Origin of the sequence: Luteimonas aestuarii, assembly GCF_004357985.1 — a bacterium.
Lineage (GTDB): Bacteria > Pseudomonadota > Gammaproteobacteria > Xanthomonadales > Xanthomonadaceae > Luteimonas > Luteimonas aestuarii.
In genome coordinates this window covers 274,887-294,517 of record NZ_SMTF01000002.1, presented here as the reverse complement: position 1 = coordinate 294,517, position 19,631 = coordinate 274,887, and the positions used below count along the sequence as shown (strand labels likewise).

Sequence of the window (19,631 nt, the reverse complement as noted above, 5' to 3'; positions counted from 1 at the left end):
ATACCACCATGGCACTCGCAGTCCTCAACCTCGCGTCGCACGCACGCTTTTCGCCCGGGCAGGTGGTCATGACCGCCAGCGTCGACGAGCTGGTCCGACAGGGCCGGCTCAACCCCACGCCGTACCTGCGCCGCCATCTTCATGGCGACTGGGGCGACCTGGACGACAGCGATCGGCGGCAGAACGACGCCGCGCTGAAGTCCGGCGAGGATCGTCTGTTCTCGTCCTACCAGGTCACGCGCGACCTGAAGCTCTGGATCATCACCGAATGGGATCGCAGCGTTACCACACTGCTGTTGCCCAGCGAATACTGATCCGCATCCAGCGGCACCTACACGTTTCTTTGCCGCGTCTTTCTTCCCACCCAGGGGCATGTCACCGCCCCATGGGGGAAGTCCATGCCCCATCTTCTTTGGAGCATCACCATGTCCCTCGATCTCGAAACCGTTCCCGAAACCGCTGTGCAGCGCGACCTGCTCGAAGCGGCCGCTTCACCCCTCACGCTCAGCCTGCAGGACTTCGTGTCCGAGTTCGGCGACGAGTTGCTCGACTCGCTCAACCGCGCCAATCCTCCGGTCTACACCGGCCAAGTGCGGGTGCATCGGCAACTGATCCTCGCCGCACTGAAGCGCAAGCTGTTCCCGGCGCAAGCCGATGTGGTCCACGCCGTCACCGAGCTGTTGGTCGACCGCGGCGAACGTGCCGCGATCGTCAATGGCGAGATGGGCTGCGGCAAGACGACGGTGGGTATTGCCACCGCCGCCGTGCTCAACGCCGAAGGCTACCGCCGTACCCTGGTGCTCTCGCCACCCCACCTGGTCTACAAGTGGCGGCGGGAAATCCAGGAGACGGTGGCCGGCGCCAAGGTCTGGGTGCTCAACGGCCCGGACACGCTGGTCAAGCTGCTGAAGCTGCGCGAGCAGTTGGGTGTACCGGCGCAGGGTCAGGAGTTCTTCGTCCTGGGCCGCGTGCGGATGCGGATGGGGTTCCACTGGAAACCTGTCTTCGTTCGACGGCGCACGCCTCACGGCGACGTGGGGGCCTGCCCGGATTGCGGGCATGTCATCACCGACCTCGACGGCGAGCCGATCAACCCGGTCGAGCTGGAAGCCGAGGAGTTCCGCCGCAAGTGCAGCCACTGCCGTGCACCGCTGTGGTCGTTGATCCGTCCCAGAGGCCTGTCCGCCAGCGACCAGTCCTCGACCGTGCTCAAGGCACTGAAGCGCATTCCTACCATAGGCGAAGTCACCGCGCAGAAGCTGATGCAGAAGTTCGGTGACGCCTTCCTCGCGTCGATGCTCGGGGACAACATCCACGAGTTCATCAACCTGATGGATGGCAACGGCGAGCTGGTCTTCTCGGACCGGCAAGCCCATCGCATGGAACGCGCGATGGCCAACATGGAGTTCGGCTTCGGCGAGGGCGGCTACCAGCCGTCCGAGTTCATCAAGAGGCAGCTTCCCCAAGGCACGTTCGACCTGCTCATCGCCGACGAGGCGCACGAGTACAAGAACGGCGGCTCCGCACAGGGCCAGGCCATGGGGGTGTTGGCGGCCAAGGCGCGCAAGACGCTGCTGCTCACCGGCACACTGATGGGTGGCTACGGCGACGACCTGTTCCACCTGCTGTTCCGCGCCCTGCCTGGGCGGATGATCGAAGACGGCTACCGGCCGACCAAGCAAGGTTCCATGACGTCGGCCGCGATGGCGTTCATGCGTGATCACGGTGTCTTGAAGGACATCTATTCCGAGAGCACGGGCACGGCGCACAAGACGGCCAAGGGCACCAAGGTATCTGTGCGCACGGTCAAGGCGCCGGGCTTCGGCCCGAAGGGCGTGCTGCGTTGCGTGCTGCCGTTCACGGTCTTTCTCAAGTTGAAGGACATCGGTGGCAACGTGCTTCCGTCCTACGACGAGGAGTTCCGCGAAGTCGCGATGGACACGGCGCAGGCCGCGGCCTACCGCGATCTGGCGGGTCGGCTGACCCAGGAGCTGAAGCAGGCCCTGGCGAAGCGCGACACGACGCTGCTCGGTGTGGTCCTCAACGTGCTGCTGGCCTGGCCGGACTGCTGCTTCCGGTCGGAAACCGTGGTGCATCCGCGCACGCGCAACACCTTGGCGTTCGTTCCGGCTCAGTTCAACGAGCTGGAGGTGATGCCCAAGGAACGCGAGCTGATCGAGATCTGCAAGCAGGAGAAGGCGGAAGGACGCAAGACCCTGGTCTATTCGGTCTACACCGGCACGCGCGACACCACGTCGCGTTTGAAGGTGCTGCTGGAGCAAGAAGGCTTCAAGGTGGCGGTGCTGCGCGCGAGCGTGGATGCCTCCCGCCGCGAGGACTGGATCGCCGAGCAGTTGGACCGTGGCATCGACGTGCTCATCACCAATCCCGAACTGGTGAAAACCGGCCTGGATCTGTTGGAGTTCCCGACCATCGTGTTCCTTCAGTCCGGCTACAACGTGTATTCGTTGCAGCAGGCCGCGCGGCGCTCATGGCGCATCGGCCAGAAGCAGCCGGTGCGCGTGTTCTACCTCGGCTACGCCAACTCCTCGCAGATGACCTGCCTGGGGCTGATGGCCAAGAAGATCATGGTGTCGCAATCCACCTCCGGCGACGTGCCCGAATCAGGGCTCGATGTCCTGAACCAGGATGGCGACTCGGTGGAGGTGGCGTTGGCGCGGCAGTTGGTGCATTGAGATTGTTTCCCTCTTGATCGGCCCCTTCGGGGGCCGAATTCTTGTCTTCGGTCGTTGCCGCAGTCGCTATTTCAGGGGAGCGTTTCAGAAAACAAAAAAGCGCGGCCGTAGTAGTGCCGGTCAATGCCAGCATCGGCCATCACCAGCTTCTCCCAGCGTTCCTTGATAAGGCTGGTCGGCGCATCGGCGGGCACCATGCGATTTGGGATCAGATCCGACGGACTCGCTACGCAACTTCGTAGATTTCGTTTGATCTATAACATGCAGTAAGATATATAACTCATTACCCACCCCTTGGCGATAAAGGAGTCCGTGCTTGAGCTTTCTCGCGCTGTTCATCAGCCTGCCCACCAAGGCATCGACCGGCCGCATGCGCGTCTGGCGCTCCGTCAAGGCGCTGGGCTGCGCGACGCTGCGCGATGGGGTCTATCTGCTGCCCGACTCGGCCGATAGCGCTACGGCGCTGGACGAAGTGGCGGCGCAGTCGGTCGAGGCCGGGGGCAGCGGCGAGGTCTATCGACTGTCGGGGTGTGACGAAGCTCAGGAAGCCGCGCTGCGCGCCCTGTTCGACCGGGGCGAGGAGTACGCGGGCATCGTCGAGGAGATCAAAGGGCTCGGACGGAGCCTGGCATCCCTGGACGGCGCAGCCGCCGCGCGTAAGCTCCAGCCGCTCGTGCGCCGCTTCGAGCAGGTGGCGCGCATCGACTTCTTCCCCGGCGAGGCGCAGCGGCAGACCTTGAGCCTGCTCGACGACCTGCGCGACGCGCTCACCCGCCGGCTTTCTCCCGACGAGCCGACCCCTCGGCAGGCTGACATTCCGCGACTGGAGCGGGCCGACTATCGGGGCCGTGTCTGGGCCACGCGGGCCCGTCCGTGGGTCGACCGGCTCGCCTCGGCCTGGCTGATCCGCCGGTTTATCGACCCGAAGGCCCGCATCGTCTGGCTGACGAGTCCCGCCGACTGCAAAGCCGATTGGCTCGGCTTCGATTTCGACGGTGCGACGTTCAGCCACGTCGGTACCAAGGTCACCTTCGAGACGCTGCTGGCGAGTTTTGGCCTGGAGGACGACCGGGCGCTGACGCGCCTGGGCGAAGTGGTGCATTGCCTGGACGTGGGCGGACTGCCGGTACCGGAAGCGCCGGGCATCGAACAGCTGCTCGCGGGCCTGAGGGCATCCGAATCCGACGACGACGCGCTGCTTGTTCGCGCGTGCGAAGTTTTTGATTGGCTGTTGAAGAGTTACGAGGAAAAAATAACGTGAACACCCTGACCCGTCCTCAGACGGATGCCACGACTGAAGCCGTCCCTCCAGCGATGAGCTACCTGCAGCTCTTCGTTCGCTTCCTCAAGTTCGGCTTGCTCGCATGGGGCGGGCCTGTGGCTCAGATCGGCATGTTGCGCCGCGAGCTCGTGGACGAGGAACGCTGGATCTCCGTCAAACGCTTCAACAAGCTGCTTGCGGTGATGCAGGTGCTGCCCGGACCCGAAGCCCACGAATTATGCGTTCATTTGGGCATCCGAGCGAAAGGGCGGCTGGGTGGCATGCTGGCGGGACTCGGGTTCATGCTTCCCGGATTCTTGCTGATGTTCGCGCTGTCCTGGTTGTACTTCCAGATTGACATCGTGGGTACCGCGCTGGGCGCTGCGTTCCTTGGCGTACAGGCGGCCGTGATCGCCCTGATCGTGCGCGCCGTGCACCGCATCGGCGAGCACATCCTGCTCGATCGCTGGTTGTGGGCCATTGCCATCGTTTGCGCGCTGGCAGCCATAGTTCGTGTCGACTTTTGGATCACCCTGCCCGTGGGTGGGCTTGTGTACGCCCTGCTCGTGCTCAAGCATCGGGCCTCAGCACTGCTAGTGACGCTGGCAGCGGTGGCGCTGGCCACGGCCATGGCATTTTGGGCTGAGCCAACAGCAAAGCTGGTGGAAACGGTCGTTCGGGGCCAAGCCTCGGTGTTGCTCATCTTCGCCTCAGGCCTCAAGGCCGGCTTGCTCACCTTCGGCGGCGCCTACACAGCGATTCCGTTCGTTCGCAACGACGCCGTCGGGCGCGGGTGGATGACGGATGGGCAGTTCCTGGACGGCCTGGCGCTGTCCGGTGTGCTGCCGGCACCGCTCATCATCTTCGCCACGTTCGTCGGCTATGTGGCGGGGGGGCCGATCGGGGCGGTGGCCATGACGGTGGGTGTGTTTCTTCCGGCCTTTGCGTTCTCGCTGATTTTCTACGACCGGCTGGAGGCGGTCGTGGAGAACAAACGGCTACACGCCTTTCTGGACGGCGTCGCGGCTGGGGTAGTCGGCCTGATCGGCGCAACCACAATCGACTTGGCGCGGGTCACTGCCGAACGCGTGCCATCGCTGACGGCGGGCATGTCGATCTTCGCCGCGGCCCTGGCATTCCTTTATGTCTGGAAGAACAAGCTCAACGTCGTCGTCGTGATCCTCGCGGCGGGACTGGCGGGGTGGCTGGTGTTTCCGGGCCAAGGCTGAACCTGATCGAGTCAGCCTTCGTCGCGCCGTTTCCGATCCACCTTGCTGAGGAAGCCAAGATGCCTTACGAACTGAAGTCCCTTTCATGCGATCCGGCCAAACTCACCGGCCTGTCTGAGAAACTCATCGTCAGCCATTGGGAGAACAACTACGGCGGCGCTGTCAAGCGTCTCAACGCCATCGAGCAAGAGCTGGCGCAATTGAACTGGGGAGCGGCGCCGGTGTTCGAGATCAACGGCCTCAAGCGCGAGGAGATGATCGCCAGCGGTTCCATGATCCTGCACGAGGTGTACTTCGATTCCCTCGGTGGCGCGGGAGGCGACCCTGGCGGGACGCTGAAGGCGGCCATCGTGCGCGATTTCGGCTCCATGGACGCCTGGCGCGCCCAATTCACGGCCATGGGCAAGGCCCAGGGCGGCGGCTCCGGCTGGACCCTGTTGGTGTGGAGTCCGCGCCGGGGGCGTCTCGTGAACGCCTGGGCCGCCGACCACGCCCACAACCTGCCCGGCGCCACGCCGCTGATCGCCCTCGACATGTACGAGCACAGCTACCACATGGACTTCGGCGCCAAGGCCGGGGCTTACGTGGACGCCTTCATGCAAAACCTGTCCTGGACCACCGCCGAAGCGGCTTTCACCCGATTGGGAGCCTGAACATGGACCGCACCATCAAACCCGAAACCCCGAAATCCGAACTCGCCAGTACGTTCAATCCTGCTGCGGGAGGGAGGCGCCCGGAACGATGTGTTGATCGTTTATCCCCACCAGGAGGTAATATGACCCGTAAAACCCGAATCCTTTTCGCCGCAGCAACAGCAGTCTGCATGCAAATGGCCGTTGCGGCCGGACCGACGGTCGACACGGCAACGATCGAGTCCGTGACGGGACTCAAGGGCAACTACAACAAGACCGAGAACGTCTTCAAGGTCAGCAAGCCGCGCGATGACGTGAAGATCAGCGTGGATCGCTGGACGATGCCCCCTTCATGGGCCTGACATCGTGGGCTGCATTCACGCCGATGGGCGGCAGCCCGATGATGATGGGCGACACGGTGCTGTTCGAGGACGAGGTCAATCCGGCCATGAGCGCCGCTCTTGAAGCCGGCCTGGAAGTGACGGCGCTGCACAACCACTTCTTCTTCGACCAGCCCAAGGTTTACTTCATGCACATCGGCGGGATGGGCGATGCGCGGCAACTGGCCACAGGGGTCAAGGCTGTGTATGACCGGGTCGCGCAGGTGCGAGCAAGCCAACCCAAACCCGCAAAGGCCTTTGGCGGCAGCATTCCCACGCCCAGCAGCATCACCGCGGCGCGCATCGAGGAAATCCTCGGCGCCAAGCCGCAAGTGAAGGACGGCATGGTCAAGGTGAGCTTCGGGCGCGAGGCGAAGATGTACGGCACACCCGTCGGCAATGAGATGGGCGTCAACACCTGGGCTGCGTTTGCAGGGACCGACGAGCGGGCCGTGGTGGACGGTGACTTCGCGATGCGTGAGGAGGAACTCCAGACCGTACTCAAGGTGTTGCGGCGAGAAGGAATCAACATCGTGGCGATCCACAACCACATGACGCACGAGGAGCCGCGCTACGTCTTTCTGCACTACTGGGGCAAAGGCAAAGCGGCGGAGCTGGCGCAGTCGTTGAAAAGGACTTTGGACGCACAGAAGGCCGTGAAATGACGCGGGCCGGCCCCTGGCGCTCTTTGCCCTGCCTCGTGGCTTGCCTGATTGCGGCGAGGGCTGGCAGTTCGAACGCTCAGAAACAAGAGTAGGAGACCGTCATGCAATGGATTACCCGTGAACGCCCGAAAATCGACCGCATCGCCTGTCCCTGGCTGATTGCCCGCTTCATCGACGAAAGCCCGGAGTTTCTCTACGTGCCGTCGGGCGACGTCATGAGGATCGCCGCCGAGACTGGGGCTACCCCCTATGACGTCTCCGGGGTGGAACTGGGTCACCACGGCGATCAATGCAGCTTCGATGCTTTCATCGCCAAATACCAGCTGACGGACCCGTCCTTGCAGAAGCTGGCCATCATCGTGCGCGCCGCCGACTGCGCCCAGCCGCAACTGGCGAAGGAAGCGGCCGGCCTGCTGGCCATCTCGAAAGGGCTGTCGCTCAACTTCGCCGACGACCACGAGATGCTGAAGGCAGGCATAGTGATGTACGACGCGCTCTACGCCTGGTGTGCGGATACGCCGCTGAAGAAGGTCGCGCGGCTGCTCGGCTCGAAGTGATGCTGCTACCCGCCGGGGCCGCGCCCGAGGCGCGCCTGCTGCTCGTCGGCCGGGCGCTGCGGGCCTTCACCGACGGTTATGTCGCCATCCTGCTGCCGGTCTATCTGCTGGCCTTGGGGCTGGGCACATGGGAAGTCGGGCTGATCAGTACCGCCACACTGCTCGGCTCGGCGCTGGCGACCCTGGCGGTAGGCCAGTGGGGACATCACTTCCCGCAGCGCCGGCTGCTGCTCGCCGCCGCCGGACTGATGTGCCTGACCGGTCTGCTGCTGGCCGGCCTGGGTGGCGTTGGCGACTTCTGGCCGCTGCTGCTCGTCGCCTTCGTCGGCACGATGAATCCCAGCTCCGGCGACGTCAGCGTCTTCCTGCCGCTGGAGCACGCCCGCTTGGCCGAGTCGGCGCAGGGCGAGGCGCGTACCTTCCTCTTCGCGCGCTACACCTTCGTCGGCGCCTTGTGCGCCGCGGCCGGTTCCCTGGCGACGGCCATTCCGCAAACCCTGACGAATGCGGGCCTGGTGCAGCTCGACGCGCTGCGCCTCATGTTCGTCGCCTACGGGCTGACCGGCGTCGCGATCTTCCTTCTTTACCGCACGCTGCCGAACCATCCGGTCCACGCACAGGCGGCGCCGCCCGCACCACTGGGGCCTTCGCGCGGCATCGTGATCAAACTGGCCGCGCTGTTCTCGGTCGACGCCTTCGCCGGAGGACTGATCGTCAACACCTTGCTCGCGCTCTGGCTGTTCGAGCGCTTCGACCTCTCGCTCGCCGCCGCCGGCCAGTTCTTCTTCTGGGCGGGGCTGCTCTCGGCAGGCTCCCAGCTCGCAGCGCCCTGGGTGGCGCGCCGCATCGGCCTCGTCAACACGATGGTGTTCACCCACATCCCGTCGAGCGTCTGCCTGATCCTCGCCGCCCTCGCCGAGAGTCTGCCGGTGGCGCTCGCGTTGCTGTTCCTGCGCAGCGCCCTGTCGCAGATGGACGTGCCGACGCGCTCGGCCTTCGTCATGGCGGTAGTCACGCCGGCTGAGCGCGCCGCGGCGGCAAGCTTCACCGCCGTGCCCAGGAGCCTCGCGGCCGCGGTGAGCCCGGCCATCGGTGGCGCGCTGTTCGCCGCCGGCTGGCTGGCCGCACCGCTGGTGGCCTGTGGCGCGCTGAAGATTGCCTATGACCTCGCGCTCTGGCGCGCCTTCCGACGGCACGGGGAGGCGACGCCGTGAGGCCGGTCCCCGCGCCCGATCCTGATGGGAAAGTCAGAAACACTTCAGTAGACCGGTCGCGAAGCGGGCCATAGATTGACGGCATCCGTCTGGAACGGTGCCGTCATGCGCATCCTGATCATCGAAGACCAGCTGCCGTGTCGGAGCACCGAGTCACCGGAGCAACTTCGCCGGTTCATCGAGCGGATCGAACCGGTGCGGCCGCACTTGCCGGACCGGGCGGCGTCTTCAACGGCGAACCCGAGCGCCATCGCCACCGGCGAAATGACGGGCCCGAACCCGTCCTGACTTCCCTCGGAAACGGGGCGCCGCGCGTTTCGGATTTCCGGCATCCCGCGCAGCACGGTTCTGCAATGGTGAAGGCATCTCATCGCCATGGGGTGCCACATGCTGCCGTCTCTGCCTCGTTTTCTCTGCATCTTCGCCGTGCTCAGCGGCCTGCTGTCCGGCTGCACGACGACACCGGCCACCCCTGACCACATAGAAGCACCGCCCGACGAGCCAGCTTCGGAGCAGCGACTGGTGCCCGTGGCCCGCTACGGCCGCTACACCCTGGTCGAGCTGGTGCCGGAGCCCGCGCAGCGTGATCTCTTGCAGCAGGCGGTGGTGGTCTCGATTCCGCCCATGCTCGATGCCAGCGTGGGCGATGCCATGCGCCATGTGCTCCTGCGCTCGGGCTACCGGCTCTGCGATGCGGCCGAGGCCGCCACGCTTTACGCGCTGCCGCTGCCTGCCGCACATCTGCACGTGGGTCCGCTGATGCTGCGCGATGCCTTGCTGACCCTTGCCGGCCCCACCTGGGAGCTGTCGGTCGATGACTTGACCCGCCAGGTCTGCTTCAGCCGGCACGGTGCTCCCACCTTCCTTTCCGCCAACCCGCCCGGCACCGCCACGCCCGTGCCGGACGCCCACCGGCCCGAGGAACTGCAGCCATGACCTTTCCCCAAGCGCCATCCGAGCGCAGTTCCCGCACGCGTTGGCTCAAGATCGCCGCGACCGTCTGGCTGCTGCTCACAAGCACCCTGGCCGTCGTCAACAGTGTCGGCCTGTCGCGTCTCACCGAACAGGCCGAGGCCAGTGCGCAGGACGCCCATGTCCAGGCGCTGGGCCTGCGGCTGGCCGAACTCGAACAGCAGGCCGAGGTGGACAGGCGCCGGCCTACGCCGCTCAGCCAGGCCGAATTCGCCACCGCGCAACAGGCGCTGGACGAGCGCATCGCGCGTGTCGAGGCGGCACAGTCTGCGGACAGCCTCGCCATCGACCTGCAGACCTTGCAGGCTCGTGTGCACGGGATCGAAACCCGTCTGGAAGAAGCCCGCAAAACTACCGCCGTCGCCGCCCGTCGAGCACCCGAGGTGACAAAGCCGGCGCTGCCGGCTCCACCGTTCCAGGTGGTCGGCGTGGAACTGCGCGGCGGCGAGCGCTTCCTGTCGGTCGCACCCATGGCCGCCACCTCGCTCGGCAGTGTCCGGCTGCTGCGCGAGGGTGACGCGGAGAGCGGCTGGCACCTGCAATCCATCGAGGCTCGCGCCGCCGTGTTCCGCGTGGACGGCCAGGTGCAGCGCCTTGCCGTGCCGTAGGAGGGCGGGCCATGACCCTGCGGCCGATGCTTGCTGCCGTTCTTCTGTCCGTCTCCCTGGGGGCCTCCGCGCAATCTCCGGTGACGAATGCGCGCGTGGTGCCCAGCCAGGTACAGCCCAACACCGATGCGGCGCTCGACGAGCGTCAAGCGCGGGACTGGGGCCTGCAACCCGAGGAGTGGGCACGCTTCCGACAATTGATGCAGGGGCCGCTCGGCGTGCATTCCCCCCAGCTCGACCCGCTCACGGCCCTGGGCATCGAGGCCCGCAGCGATGGGGAACGCAGGCGCTACGCGGAGCTGCAGGTGCGGATGGAGGCCCGGCGCGTCGAGAAGCTGCTCGCCTACCAGCGCGCCTATGACGCGGCCTGGCAGCGCCTCGCGCCCGGCCAGCCGCGCGTGAACCTGCCCGGCGCAAAGACGCCGGCCGCCGGCAACACCGGTTCCGGCCGGCTCGCCGTCTTCATCAAGGCCGACTGCGCTTCCTGCGCGCAGCGCGTGCAGCAGTTGCAGGCCGCGGGCACCGCCTTCGATCTCTACATGGTCGGCAGCCGCCAGGACGACGCGCGCATCCGCCAGTGGGCCACCCAGGCAGGCATCGACCCGGCCCGGGTGCGCGCCCGCACCGTCACGCTCAACCACGACGCCGGGCGCTGGCTGTCGCTCGGCCTGCCCGGTGAACTGCCGGCCGTGGTGCGCGAGGTGAACGGGCAATGGCAGCGCCAGTAGCCACCCAACGCCGCCGCGCCCTGTGGGGCGCCTGCGCCGCGCTGCTCGCCACCGGCGCCTCGGCCTTTGCCACGCCGCCGCGCGAAGTCCCGCCGCCGGCCTATCAACTGGCGGCCCAGCGTGCGGACGTGCCGGCGGCGGTGCTGTACGCCGTGGCCCTGCAGGAGAGCGGCACCCGGCTGCGCGGGCGCCTGATGCCCTGGCCGTGGACGCTCAACGTCGCCGGTAAGCCGTACCGCTATGCCACCCGCGCCGAGGCCTGCGCGGGACTGCGCCAGGCACTCAAGCGCACGTCCGCCACCCGCATCGACGCTGGGCTCGGCCAGGTCAATCTCGGCTACCACGCGCAGCGCTATGCGCAGCCCTGCGAGCTGCTGGACCCGTACCGCAACCTCGCCATCGCCGCCGAGATCCTGCGCGAGCAGCACACGCCGGGCGAGGACTGGCTGCTCGCCATCGGCCGCTACCACCGCCCGGCCGGGGGCGCCCCCGCAGCGCGCTACCGGCGCAGCGTGCACCGGCACCTGACCCGCGTGCTCGGCCCTGGCGCTCCCGTTACAACCCTCCAGGCCACCACGCCATGAACCACATCGTCCTCATCGCCGCCATCGGGCTGCTGTCCACGACCACCGTCTTCGCCCAGACCGCCTCCGTGCCACTGATCGTGGTCGAGGACCGCGGCGGCGCGTCCGCACTGCCGTACTACCAGCCCTTGAATCCGCAGCCGGACGACACCGCGCGGCCAACTCCGCTGCCACGCCCGCGCGTGGGCAACTCGGCCGAGGCCGAAGCCGCGATGCTGCCAGTGCGCTCGGCGAACCTGTCACCGGGTGACGTGCCGCGCCGCGTGATCCGCGCGCCGGGCCTGACGCCGCTGTTCCTGGTCGGCGACGACGCACGCTCGCGCGCCTGGCTGCGGCAGCGCCACGCCACGCTGCGAGAGCTGGGCGCCGTGGGCCTGGTGGTCAACGTGGAGTCGACGGCGGCGCTGGTCGAGCTGCGCCGCCTGGTGCCCGGCCTGACTCTCGCGCCGGCCTCGGGCGACGACCTGGCCCAGCGCCTGGGCCTGCGCCACTACCCGGTGCTCATCACCGCCACCGGCATCGAGCAGTGAGACGATGGCGCAGCCGCATGCGGTGGAAGTTCTGCTCCGTCCCGCGGTGGAGCTTTACACCGTGGCGGTCTGCGCCGGCGCCGCGCTTCTGTGCCTGGTGGCACCGTGGTCGCTCGCGCTGAATCCGCTGCTGGGCCTGGGAACGGCGCTGGCCTTCCTGACCTTCGGCGCCATCCGCCTGCATGACGCCTGGGCGATTCTGCGCTACCGGCGCAACATCCGCCGCCTGCCGCGCTACGTGATGATCAGCCGTAACGTGCCGGTGAGCCAGCAACGGCTGTTCATCGGCCGGGGTTTCAAGTGGGAGCAGCGGCACACGCACCGGCTGATGCAGACCTACCGGCCGGAGTTCCGCCGCTTCGTGGAGCCGACCGCGATCTATCGCGCGGCGCGGCGGATGGAGGAGTGGCTGGAGTTCGCGCCGTTTCCACTATCGAAGCTCGCGCGGGTCCTGGCCTGGGACAGCCCCTTCAACCCGGCCCGGCCTCTGCCGCCGGTGGGCGGACAGCCACGGCTGCACGGCATCGAACCCCACGAGACCGACGTGACGCTACCGCTGGGCGAGCGCGTGGGGCACACGCTGGTGCTCGGCACCACGCGCGTGGGCAAGACGCGGCTGGCCGAGCTGTTCATCACTCAGGACATCCGCCGCCGCAATGCGGCCGGCGAGTACGAGGTGGTGATCGTTTTCGACCCCAAGGGCGATGCCGACCTCTTGAAACGCATGTACGTGGAGGCCAAGCGCGCGGGGCGCGAAGGCGAGTTCTACGTCTTCCACCTGGGCTGGCCGGACATCAGCGCGCGCTACAACGCGGTGGGCCGGTTCGGGCGGATCTCCGAGGTGGCCACGCGCATCGCCGGACAGCTCTCGGGCGAAGGCAACAGCGCCGCGTTCCGCGAATTCGCCTGGCGCTTCGTCAACATCATCGCCCGCGCCCTGGTCGAGCTGGGGCAGCGGCCGGACTACCTGCTGATCCAGCGCCACGTCATCAACATCGACGCGCTGTTCATCGAGTATGCCCAGCACTACTTCGCCAAAAACGAGCCGAAGGCCTGGGAGGTCATCGTCCAGCTCGAAGCGAAGCTGAACGACAAGAACATCCCGCGCAACATGATCGGGCGCGAGAAGCGCGTGGTGGCCCTCGAACAGTACCTGTCCCAAGTGCGCATCTATGACCCGGTGCTCGATGGCCTGCGCAGCGCGGTGCGCTACGACCGGACGTACTTCGACAAGATCGTCGCTTCGCTGCTGCCGCTGCTGGAGAAGCTCACCACCGGCAAGATCGCGCAACTGCTCGCACCGAACTATTCCGACCTGTCCGACCCGCGGCCGATCTTCGACTGGATGCAGGTCATCCGCAAACGTGCGGTGGTCTACGTGGGGCTGGATGCGCTGTCCGACGCCGAAGTCGCGGCGGCGGTGGGCAACTCGATGTTCAGCGATCTGGTCTCGGTCGCCGGCCACATCTACAAATTCGGCATCGACGACGGGCTACCCGGCGCAGCGATGAGCGCCAAGATTCCGATCAACGTCCACGCCGACGAATTCAATGAACTCATGGGCGACGAGTTCATTCCGATGGTCAACAAGGGCGGCGGTGCCGGCGTGCAGGTGACGGCCTACACGCAGACCTTGAGCGACATCGAGGCCCGCATCGGCAACAGGGCCAAGGCCGGCCAGGTGGTCGGCAACTTCAACAATCTGTTCATGCTGCGCGTGCGCGAGACCGCCACCGCCGAGCTGTTGACGCGACAACTGCCCAAGGTCGAGGTGTATGCCACGGCGTTGATGAGCGGCGCCACCGACAGTTCCGACCCGCGCGGCAATACCGCTTTCACGTCCAACACCCAGGACCGCATCAGCAGCAACAGCGTGCCGCTGATCGAGCCGGCGCATGTGGTTGCGCTGCCCAAGGGGCAGTGCTTCGCGCTGATCGAGGGCGGCAACCTATGGAAAGTCCGCATGCCGCTGCCGGCGCCCGACCCCGACGAGGCCATGCCGAAGGATCTGCAGGAGCTGGCCGGCTACATGCGCCAGCACTACGTCGAGGCCGGCGACTGGTGGGACAATCAGGGCCTGCCCGGCCTGCCCGGCCTGCAGGACAGCGGGTTGCCCGCCGACCTGCTGGACGACTTCAAGCAGATGGCGGCCGTCGGTGAAGAGGCCGAAGCATGAGCGATCCGGCCGTCGCGGCCCAGCGCCAGCAGCAGCGACAGCAAGGCCTGATCGCCGGCCTGGTCACGCTGCCGTTCCGCTTCTTCGGCGTGCTGTGCGGCGCGCTGCTGCTGTGCATCCTGATCGAATGCGTCGGCATGCACTTCTTCTGGCCCGAGCAGGGCTGGCGCCACGCCCAGGGCATGCTGCACTACGAGCTGGGTCAGCTCTCCACGCACTTCACGCGCAGCGCGCTGGTGCAGGAGCCGGGGCGCACCGCACACCGGCTGGTCGAGCAAGGCTACGACTGGCTGTTCGTGAAAAGCGGTCTGCTGGACTGGATACGCGATGCCTCGGCGCAGGCCAGCGCCGGCAGCCACCGCCCGACCAAGGATTTTCGCTACTACATCGGCTTGGTCTACGTGAACGTGGAGAGCTACCTGATCGCGGCGGCCTACACGACGCTGGTCTTCCTCGTGCGGCTGCTGGTGCTGTGCCTGACCCTGCCGCTGTTCCTGATGGTCGCCTTCGTCGGGCTGGTGGACGGCTTGGTACGCCGGGACATCCGCCGCTTCGGCGCGGGACGCGAATCGGGGTTCATCTATCACCGCGCCAGGGCCAGCCTGATCCCGCTGGCCGTGCTGCCGTGGGTGACTTACCTGGCACTGCCGGTCAGCGTGAACCCGCTGCTGATCCTGCTGCCCAGCGCCGCATTGCTCGGCGTGGCGGTGTGCATTGCGGCGGCGACGTTCAAGAAGTATCTGTAGCTGCAGCCCTGCGCCAGGTCAGATGAACGATGCCGTAGTTTCGGTTCTCTGTTTCGTCAAGCACGTCAGCATCGGCGTGAACGAATACGTTTCAAGCAATCTTCTTCTGCCTGTCTCGCAGAGACGCGGCCCAGTCCTTCAAAGCCTGGATGTCCTGAAAGAGATCAGTAGGTGGTGGCGGCGCGGCATTCCTACCGCTGGATGGATCGTGTGCGTCAACAATGTCGCAGCACTTCTTGAATCCAGCGGCGAAAGCATCGCAGTCAGCCTCGGTGAGCGCACTGACCTTCTTCAGGTCCTTGGCGTTGATGTAGTCCCTGTGGCGCTGAATAACGCGGACGAAAGCGATGTCTTCCAGGCCGCGCTCCCATGTGGCGCGCAGCGAGTTGTAGAGCTTTGCCACCTCGACCGCGTACTCGTCTTCCTGGTTGTTGTCATGCAGCAGCTTTACCGCACGTGCCGCCTTCTCCAGCTTGTCGATGCGATCTTCGACGCTCTGGGCCTTCCAGGGCAGGCCGTCGGCCACCATACCGGCTCCCGCGGCGCCACGACTGAGCGTCGTGAGCCGCACTGCCCGCCCGGTCTTCGTCGCGTGGTCATTCAGATCGTTCACGAACACCAGATCATGCGTGAAGACAATGACCTGACGGTTCTCCGCTTCTTCCACGAGACGCTTGGCCACCTGCCCACGCCAGCGATGGTCCAACGAGGACACCGGGTCATCGAAGACCAGAGCAGAGCGGTGCATCGCGGTGGCAAGCTCGGTCATGAAGGCGGCCAGCGCCACGCAGGTCTTTTCCCCTTCGCTCAGGATTTCGTGGACCTTGGCATCCGGCTTGGCGAAGAGGCGCACCTGATACTGCGGTGAGCCGTACTTGCCGCCGGAGCGCACGATTTCGACGCGAACCTTCGAGGCCGCAAGCCTGACAATCTCCTCCTGAAATCTGTCGCGCAGCCGGGGAGTAATCACGGTGTCGGCAATGTCGTTGCCCATCTTGGTGATGGTGTTCGTCGCCGTTTCGCCCGCACACTCGGTCAGAAACCGGATGCTCTTCAGCCGCTGGATCTCGTCAGTGACGACCTGCAGCATGCCAGCGAGCAGCGCCCGGTCGCTCAGCTCGGCGAAATCGGCTTCCAGCTTCTTGCGTTCATCCGCGTCAGCGGACTTGCGCAGCTCGGCGGCGTAGCTGCGGATCATGGTCTGAAGCTGGCCGAGATCAGGCAGCGGCGACAGCGGAACGGGCGGAAGCTGTACCTCGCCGTTTCCGCCCAAGGCTTTGAGCAGAACGTGGCGCCGCAGCCGGGCTGCGGCGATGAAGCGGCGCGTCTGCTGCTGCAGCTCCTGATTCTGGAGGCCCAGCTCGTCGAGACTGGCCTTCACCGCCCGCGTGCCGATTGCCCCGGTAGCTATGGTCTGACGTGCGATCTGAGCCGCCTTCTCTGCCTCGCGTGCCAGCTGTTCCGTGTCCTTCTGGATGAAATCCTCGAAGCGTGCCATCCGTGCACGTGCTTCAGCTTCCAATGGCTGCTGGCAAAGCATGCAATGCGCGTCTTCGGCCGACGGCGGGAACGGTTCTCCGGGGTATGCGATCTCCGTCGAGTAGCGTCGGGCGGAATCCCATAGCGCCCGCCACGTCTCGCCGCCGACGCCGGCAAGGGGTTCGCCCGTGAAGGCCTTCTCCGCGGCAAGACGTGCAGCGTCCCGTTTCGACCGTGCGTCCTTGGCGAGGGCAGCGGCTGCCAGCAGCTCCTCATCGGTGGTTCTGGCTGCAACGCTGTTCATCACGGTAATCAGCCGCATGACGTTGTCGGCTTTAACGGTCTGCTCCGCTGCCGCCTTGGCCGGATTCTTCGACAGGTCTTCCCGCAGACGCTCAAGACGGGCGCTTTCGTCTGCCGAGAGCACCGCCAGGGCTTCAATCTTCTTTGCGTCAGTATTGGCGTTCAGCGCCGCAAGCGCCTTCCCCACGGCCGTGGTGGCCTTCCAGGTTGGCGCCGCAAAGATCGGATTGCGGGCCTTCTCAAGCTGCTTCTGCTCAGCTGCGAGGGCATCCTTCACCGACTGGCAAGCTGCAGCAAGCTCATCCGGTACGTCCAGTCCAAAGGGTCGGAATGCAACTTCGTTCTTCTCGCGGATATGCACTGAGGCGCAGTCGCTATCGAACACGCTCACCGCTGACAGCGTTGCATGCGGATTTGTGCCGTTCTGCCACTGCTCGACCGGCTGCGGCGTACCGCCGACCCCGTACGCGATGTTCGCGCCGACGCGCTTCGGGGGCTGATCGGCATACACATTGGGTTCGATCTTTCCGGCATGCCTTGCACGACATGCGCGCTTCAGGATGCGTGCGTAGCCGGACTTGCCCGCACCGTTGTCGCCGTAGATGATCGTGATTCCATTCGGCTCGAAGCCGAGTGCCTGGCCGGCGGCAAGGTTGTTCACGCCGGTCACGTCGGCAATCGACAGAAGCGATACCGCGGCGGTCTGACCGGGGTTGGCCGGAAGGTGGGCCTTCTCCAGCGGTACCGCTTTCAGCGCGCCTACGGGTGCACCTTTGCCCTGTTTGCAAAGGTCCACGAGTTCGCCGATATCGGCGTCCGTCAGACGGCCGTTTGCGATGATGCGGCGCAGGGCGTCACGCTGCCAGAGTGGACGATCCTTTGACCAGTCCAGAATCGTTTCCAGGACGGTCTTTTGCGGTGCGGCGGGTTTCTGCATTTCTTGTTCCTCTTCCCTGCCGATTCATCATGCCCGTGAAGCGGCGATTTTCCGCCGCCTAGGTGCCTCGCTGGAATCGCTTTTGCTCACTGAAGTCGATCAAGGGCAGCTCAACTACGTCTTGACCTCAAAGCGCAGGTAATCCGCGAGCCGTTTCGACTCGCTGACTTCGTCATGAGGCACCAGCAGGTACTTCCAGGGCTTGCTGCCGACGCTCGAAGCGTGATCGGAGGCGTTCACGCACCACCGCGCAGCGGCAGCGGCCTTAGCCTGCACCTCTTGAGTGTTGATGTCGGCGCGCGCCTTGGTCTCCACCATGAAGATGGTCGGGTCTGTCTCGGCCACGAAGTCGGGGATGTATTCCGGCTGCTCGGTGCCGAGCTTGTAGTAGATCTGGAACTGCCCCTTCGCGGGCTTGAGCCACTTCGTCGCGTCGCGCTCCAGGATGATGGCGAAGCGCCGCTCGGTGTCCGAATCGAACTTCTGCAGCGGATACAGACAACGCGCGAAGCCACCGAACAGCATCTGCTTGATGCGACTGGTCTCGGTCACTGTTGGCGCGCAACGAAAACTGACCATCTGGTCAGTTTTCAGCGAGCGGCAACACTCGGTGAAGATGATGGCCTTTCTGGCCGCGCCCAACCGATCCAGTTCGGCGAAGGCGCGAACCAGCGCGGTGAGCAGCGCCTTACCCTTGGCGTTGTCACGGATGTTGGTTGCCAGCGTTTTGAAGTGGCGAAGTTCCTCGATCTCCTGTGCGATGGCATCACGCTCGGAGCGGTTCGTTGCCTCTGTGCCCGGCTCTTGGTCCTCCCATTCGTCGGCGGTCTCGTCGAGCGACTCGTAGTCCTCGTCCAGTTCTTCGGCGAGATCGGGAACCACGGGAGCTTGATTCAGCACGCCCTGGAGACGCTTGGCCATTGTCTCCAACGCACCCGCAATTGCGTGCGTGCTGGAGGCAAGCAGCTTCCACAGCACGAGTGAAATCAGTTGGCGCTGCCCGTCGGGCAGGGCCTTGAGGTTTGGGCGGCGCAGATAGTCGGCGACGAGCCTGGAAAGTTCCTGCTCTTCGCCCGATGGCGTGAACTCCTCGACGATGGCCCTGCGTGCTGTGTACGAAACGTAGGGCTGAACCTGTTTGCGCAGGGTGCGCTTGCAGATGGGGGCCAGCCGGTCACGCAGGCTGCTGAAGGATTGCTCCCTGCCAGTGAACTGCGAGCGGAAGCTATCAAGGTCTCCGAACACGCGGTCATCGATGAAGCTGACCAGCCCATAGAGTTCGAGCAATGAGTTCTGCAACGGCGTCGCGGTCAGGAGCACCTTGGAGTGAACGCGCGACAGCGCCTCCTTGAGGGTCTTGGCGATGACGTTGCTGGTTTTGTAGACGTTGCGCAGGCGATGCGCTTCGTCGAGCACGACCAAGTCCCAGTCAATGCCCTTGACGTCGTCGGCCTTGGCCTTTGCGAACTGGTAGGAACAGATGATCGGGCCGGACGCGAACAGGAACGGATTCTGCCGCTCCTGCTTGCGGATCGCGTTGTAGTTTTTGGCTTCGAGGATCAGCCCTTGCAGGCCGAATTTGTCCTGCAGCTCCTGGTGCCACTGCTTACGCAGGTTCGCCGGAACAATGATGAGCATCTTCCGTCGCCGTTCGGCCCAGCGTTGGGAGATGACCAAACCGGCTTCGATGGTCTTGCCCAAACCAACCTCGTCGGCGAGGATCACGCCGCGTGAGAGCGGGTTGCGGCAAGCGAAGAGCGCGGCCTCGACTTGATGAGGATTCAGATCGACTTGCGAATCGACCAAGGTTGAGGCCAGCGACTCCACAGAGTCGCCCGCCGCGCGTCGGGTCAGCAGCCAGGCGAAGTACTGGCTCTGGTGCGGCGTCAGAAGCTGCTGTGTTGTCAACGGCGATCCCCCCCTTGTTCTTTTCC

At 65.5% G+C, this 19,631-nt stretch carries 20 protein-coding genes; 17 read left to right on the top strand and 3 right to left on the bottom strand.

The features are described 5' to 3' along the window. Nucleotides 1–8: 8 nt before the first annotated feature. Together E2F46_RS03775 and E2F46_RS03770 are read left to right on the top strand one after the other, a co-directional pair. Nucleotides 9–314: a hypothetical protein gene (locus tag E2F46_RS03775; protein ID WP_133320756.1), complete on the top strand. Its 306-nt coding sequence runs from the start codon at nt 9–11 to the stop codon at nt 312–314. Between the two features lie 111 nt (nt 315–425). After that, complete coding sequence (locus E2F46_RS03770) at nt 426–2,696, top strand: helicase-related protein (RefSeq protein WP_133320755.1); 2,271 nt, start codon at nt 426–428, stop codon at nt 2,694–2,696. Between the two features lie 71 nt (nt 2,697–2,767). On the opposite strand, the gene E2F46_RS17785 is transcribed toward E2F46_RS03770, so the two are convergent. Then, nucleotides 2,768–2,893, bottom strand: a complete 126-nt coding sequence (locus E2F46_RS17785; RefSeq protein WP_255398788.1) for a hypothetical protein — start codon at nt 2,891–2,893, stop codon at nt 2,768–2,770. 119 nt (nt 2,894–3,012) lie between these two features. Here E2F46_RS17785 and E2F46_RS03765 point away from each other — a divergent pair, with 119 nt between their 5' ends. The 15 genes from E2F46_RS03765 to E2F46_RS03700 all read left to right on the top strand — a co-directional run bounded on the left by E2F46_RS03765 (nt 3,013) and on the right by E2F46_RS03700 (nt 14,978). Then, complete coding sequence (locus tag E2F46_RS03765; protein ID WP_033470577.1) at nt 3,013–3,957, top strand: chromate resistance protein ChrB domain-containing protein; 945 nt, start codon at nt 3,013–3,015, stop codon at nt 3,955–3,957. After that, nucleotides 3,954–5,186, top strand: coding sequence for a chromate resistance efflux protein ChrA (gene chrA / locus E2F46_RS03760; protein ID WP_185747462.1), 1,233 nt, complete (start codon nt 3,954–3,956; stop codon nt 5,184–5,186). Before E2F46_RS03765 ends, chrA begins: the two co-directional genes overlap by 4 nt. Before the next feature lie 59 nt (nt 5,187–5,245). Further along, nucleotides 5,246–5,839, top strand: a complete 594-nt coding sequence (locus tag E2F46_RS03755) for a superoxide dismutase (protein ID WP_033470572.1) — start codon at nt 5,246–5,248, stop codon at nt 5,837–5,839. Nucleotides 5,840–5,841: 2 nt separating this feature from the next. Next, nucleotides 5,842–6,180, top strand: a complete 339-nt coding sequence (locus E2F46_RS17645) for a hypothetical protein (RefSeq protein WP_243720289.1) — start codon at nt 5,842–5,844, stop codon at nt 6,178–6,180. After that, nucleotides 6,171–6,863, top strand: coding sequence for a DUF1259 domain-containing protein (locus E2F46_RS03750; protein ID WP_243720288.1), 693 nt, complete (start codon nt 6,171–6,173; stop codon nt 6,861–6,863). Before E2F46_RS17645 ends, E2F46_RS03750 begins: the two co-directional genes overlap by 10 nt. A 101-nt stretch (nt 6,864–6,964) precedes the next feature. Continuing rightward, nucleotides 6,965–7,420 carry a chromate resistance protein ChrB domain-containing protein gene (locus tag E2F46_RS03745; protein ID WP_033470567.1) on the top strand — a complete coding sequence of 152 codons (456 nt, stop codon included), beginning with the start codon at nt 6,965–6,967 and terminating at the stop codon, nt 7,418–7,420. Further along, the gene (locus tag E2F46_RS03740) at nt 7,420–8,634 is read left to right on the top strand and encodes an MFS transporter (RefSeq protein WP_033470565.1); all 1,215 of its coding nucleotides are present in this window, start codon (nt 7,420–7,422) and stop codon (nt 8,632–8,634) included. Before E2F46_RS03745 ends, E2F46_RS03740 begins: the two co-directional genes overlap by 1 nt. A gap of 105 nt (nt 8,635–8,739) precedes the next feature. Next, entirely contained in the window at nt 8,740–8,922 is a 183-nt protein-coding gene (locus E2F46_RS03735) for a hypothetical protein (protein ID WP_033470563.1), read from the top strand. Between the two features lie 99 nt (nt 8,923–9,021). Beyond that, nucleotides 9,022–9,570 carry a PFGI-1 class ICE element type IV pilus protein PilL2 gene (gene pilL2, locus E2F46_RS03730; RefSeq protein ID WP_033470561.1) on the top strand — a complete coding sequence of 183 codons (549 nt, stop codon included), beginning with the start codon at nt 9,022–9,024 and terminating at the stop codon, nt 9,568–9,570. Further along, complete coding sequence (locus E2F46_RS03725) at nt 9,567–10,214, top strand: hypothetical protein (protein WP_033470558.1); 648 nt, start codon at nt 9,567–9,569, stop codon at nt 10,212–10,214. The genes pilL2 and E2F46_RS03725 overlap by 4 nt, the downstream gene beginning before the upstream one ends. 11 nt (nt 10,215–10,225) lie before the next feature. Continuing rightward, the gene (locus E2F46_RS03720; RefSeq protein WP_033470554.1) at nt 10,226–10,942 is read left to right on the top strand and encodes a TIGR03759 family integrating conjugative element protein; all 717 of its coding nucleotides are present in this window, start codon (nt 10,226–10,228) and stop codon (nt 10,940–10,942) included. Next, complete coding sequence (locus tag E2F46_RS03715; RefSeq protein WP_033470552.1) at nt 10,927–11,526, top strand: lysozyme family protein; 600 nt, start codon at nt 10,927–10,929, stop codon at nt 11,524–11,526. The genes E2F46_RS03720 and E2F46_RS03715 overlap by 16 nt, the downstream gene beginning before the upstream one ends. After that, on the top strand, nt 11,523–12,056 hold the full coding sequence (locus E2F46_RS03710) for an integrating conjugative element protein (RefSeq protein WP_033470548.1): 534 nt from the start codon (nt 11,523–11,525) through the stop codon (nt 12,054–12,056). Before E2F46_RS03715 ends, E2F46_RS03710 begins: the two co-directional genes overlap by 4 nt. A gap of 4 nt (nt 12,057–12,060) precedes the next feature. Then, nucleotides 12,061–14,232, top strand: a complete 2,172-nt coding sequence (gene traD, locus E2F46_RS03705) for a type IV conjugative transfer system coupling protein TraD (RefSeq protein ID WP_033470545.1) — start codon at nt 12,061–12,063, stop codon at nt 14,230–14,232. Beyond that, nucleotides 14,229–14,978, top strand: coding sequence for a TIGR03747 family integrating conjugative element membrane protein (locus E2F46_RS03700; protein ID WP_033470542.1), 750 nt, complete (start codon nt 14,229–14,231; stop codon nt 14,976–14,978). Before traD ends, E2F46_RS03700 begins: the two co-directional genes overlap by 4 nt. A 91-nt stretch (nt 14,979–15,069) precedes the next feature. Here E2F46_RS03700 and E2F46_RS03695 read toward each other — a convergent pair whose 3' ends face one another. Together E2F46_RS03695 and E2F46_RS03690 are read right to left on the bottom strand one after the other, a co-directional pair. After that, nucleotides 15,070–17,697 carry an AAA family ATPase gene (locus E2F46_RS03695; RefSeq protein WP_033470540.1) on the bottom strand — a complete coding sequence of 876 codons (2,628 nt, stop codon included), beginning with the start codon at nt 17,695–17,697 and terminating at the stop codon, nt 15,070–15,072. Nucleotides 17,698–17,811: 114 nt separating this feature from the next. Beyond that, on the bottom strand, nt 17,812–19,605 hold the full coding sequence (locus E2F46_RS03690; protein WP_243720287.1) for a DEAD/DEAH box helicase: 1,794 nt from the start codon (nt 19,603–19,605) through the stop codon (nt 17,812–17,814). Nucleotides 19,606–19,631 lie beyond the last annotated feature (26 nt).

What these genes read in the sequence shown, in the direction of transcription:
- E2F46_RS03775 (WP_133320756.1), top strand. Translation starts at nt 9, where the DNA reads ATGGCACTCGCAGTCCTCAACCTCGCGTCGCACGCACGCTTTTCGCCC.
- E2F46_RS03770 (WP_133320755.1), top strand. Translation starts at nt 426, where the DNA reads ATGTCCCTCGATCTCGAAACCGTTCCCGAAACCGCTGTGCAGCGCGAC.
- E2F46_RS17785 (WP_255398788.1), bottom strand. Translation starts at nt 2,893, where the DNA reads ATGGTGCCCGCCGATGCGCCGACCAGCCTTATCAAGGAACGCTGGGAG.
- E2F46_RS03755 (WP_033470572.1), top strand. Translation starts at nt 5,246, where the DNA reads ATGCCTTACGAACTGAAGTCCCTTTCATGCGATCCGGCCAAACTCACC.
- E2F46_RS17645 (WP_243720289.1), top strand. Translation starts at nt 5,842, where the DNA reads ATGGACCGCACCATCAAACCCGAAACCCCGAAATCCGAACTCGCCAGT.
- E2F46_RS03750 (WP_243720288.1), top strand. Translation starts at nt 6,171, where the DNA reads ATGGGCCTGACATCGTGGGCTGCATTCACGCCGATGGGCGGCAGCCCG.
- E2F46_RS03745 (WP_033470567.1), top strand. Translation starts at nt 6,965, where the DNA reads ATGCAATGGATTACCCGTGAACGCCCGAAAATCGACCGCATCGCCTGT.
- E2F46_RS03740 (WP_033470565.1), top strand. Translation starts at nt 7,420, where the DNA reads ATGCTGCTACCCGCCGGGGCCGCGCCCGAGGCGCGCCTGCTGCTCGTC.
- E2F46_RS03735 (WP_033470563.1), top strand. Translation starts at nt 8,740, where the DNA reads ATGCGCATCCTGATCATCGAAGACCAGCTGCCGTGTCGGAGCACCGAG.
- pilL2 (WP_033470561.1), top strand. Translation starts at nt 9,022, where the DNA reads ATGCTGCCGTCTCTGCCTCGTTTTCTCTGCATCTTCGCCGTGCTCAGC.
- E2F46_RS03725 (WP_033470558.1), top strand. Translation starts at nt 9,567, where the DNA reads ATGACCTTTCCCCAAGCGCCATCCGAGCGCAGTTCCCGCACGCGTTGG.
- E2F46_RS03720 (WP_033470554.1), top strand. Translation starts at nt 10,226, where the DNA reads ATGACCCTGCGGCCGATGCTTGCTGCCGTTCTTCTGTCCGTCTCCCTG.
- E2F46_RS03715 (WP_033470552.1), top strand. Translation starts at nt 10,927, where the DNA reads ATGGCAGCGCCAGTAGCCACCCAACGCCGCCGCGCCCTGTGGGGCGCC.
- E2F46_RS03710 (WP_033470548.1), top strand. Translation starts at nt 11,523, where the DNA reads ATGAACCACATCGTCCTCATCGCCGCCATCGGGCTGCTGTCCACGACC.
- traD (WP_033470545.1), top strand. Translation starts at nt 12,061, where the DNA reads ATGGCGCAGCCGCATGCGGTGGAAGTTCTGCTCCGTCCCGCGGTGGAG.
- E2F46_RS03700 (WP_033470542.1), top strand. Translation starts at nt 14,229, where the DNA reads ATGAGCGATCCGGCCGTCGCGGCCCAGCGCCAGCAGCAGCGACAGCAA.
- E2F46_RS03695 (WP_033470540.1), bottom strand. Translation starts at nt 17,697, where the DNA reads ATGCAGAAACCCGCCGCACCGCAAAAGACCGTCCTGGAAACGATTCTG.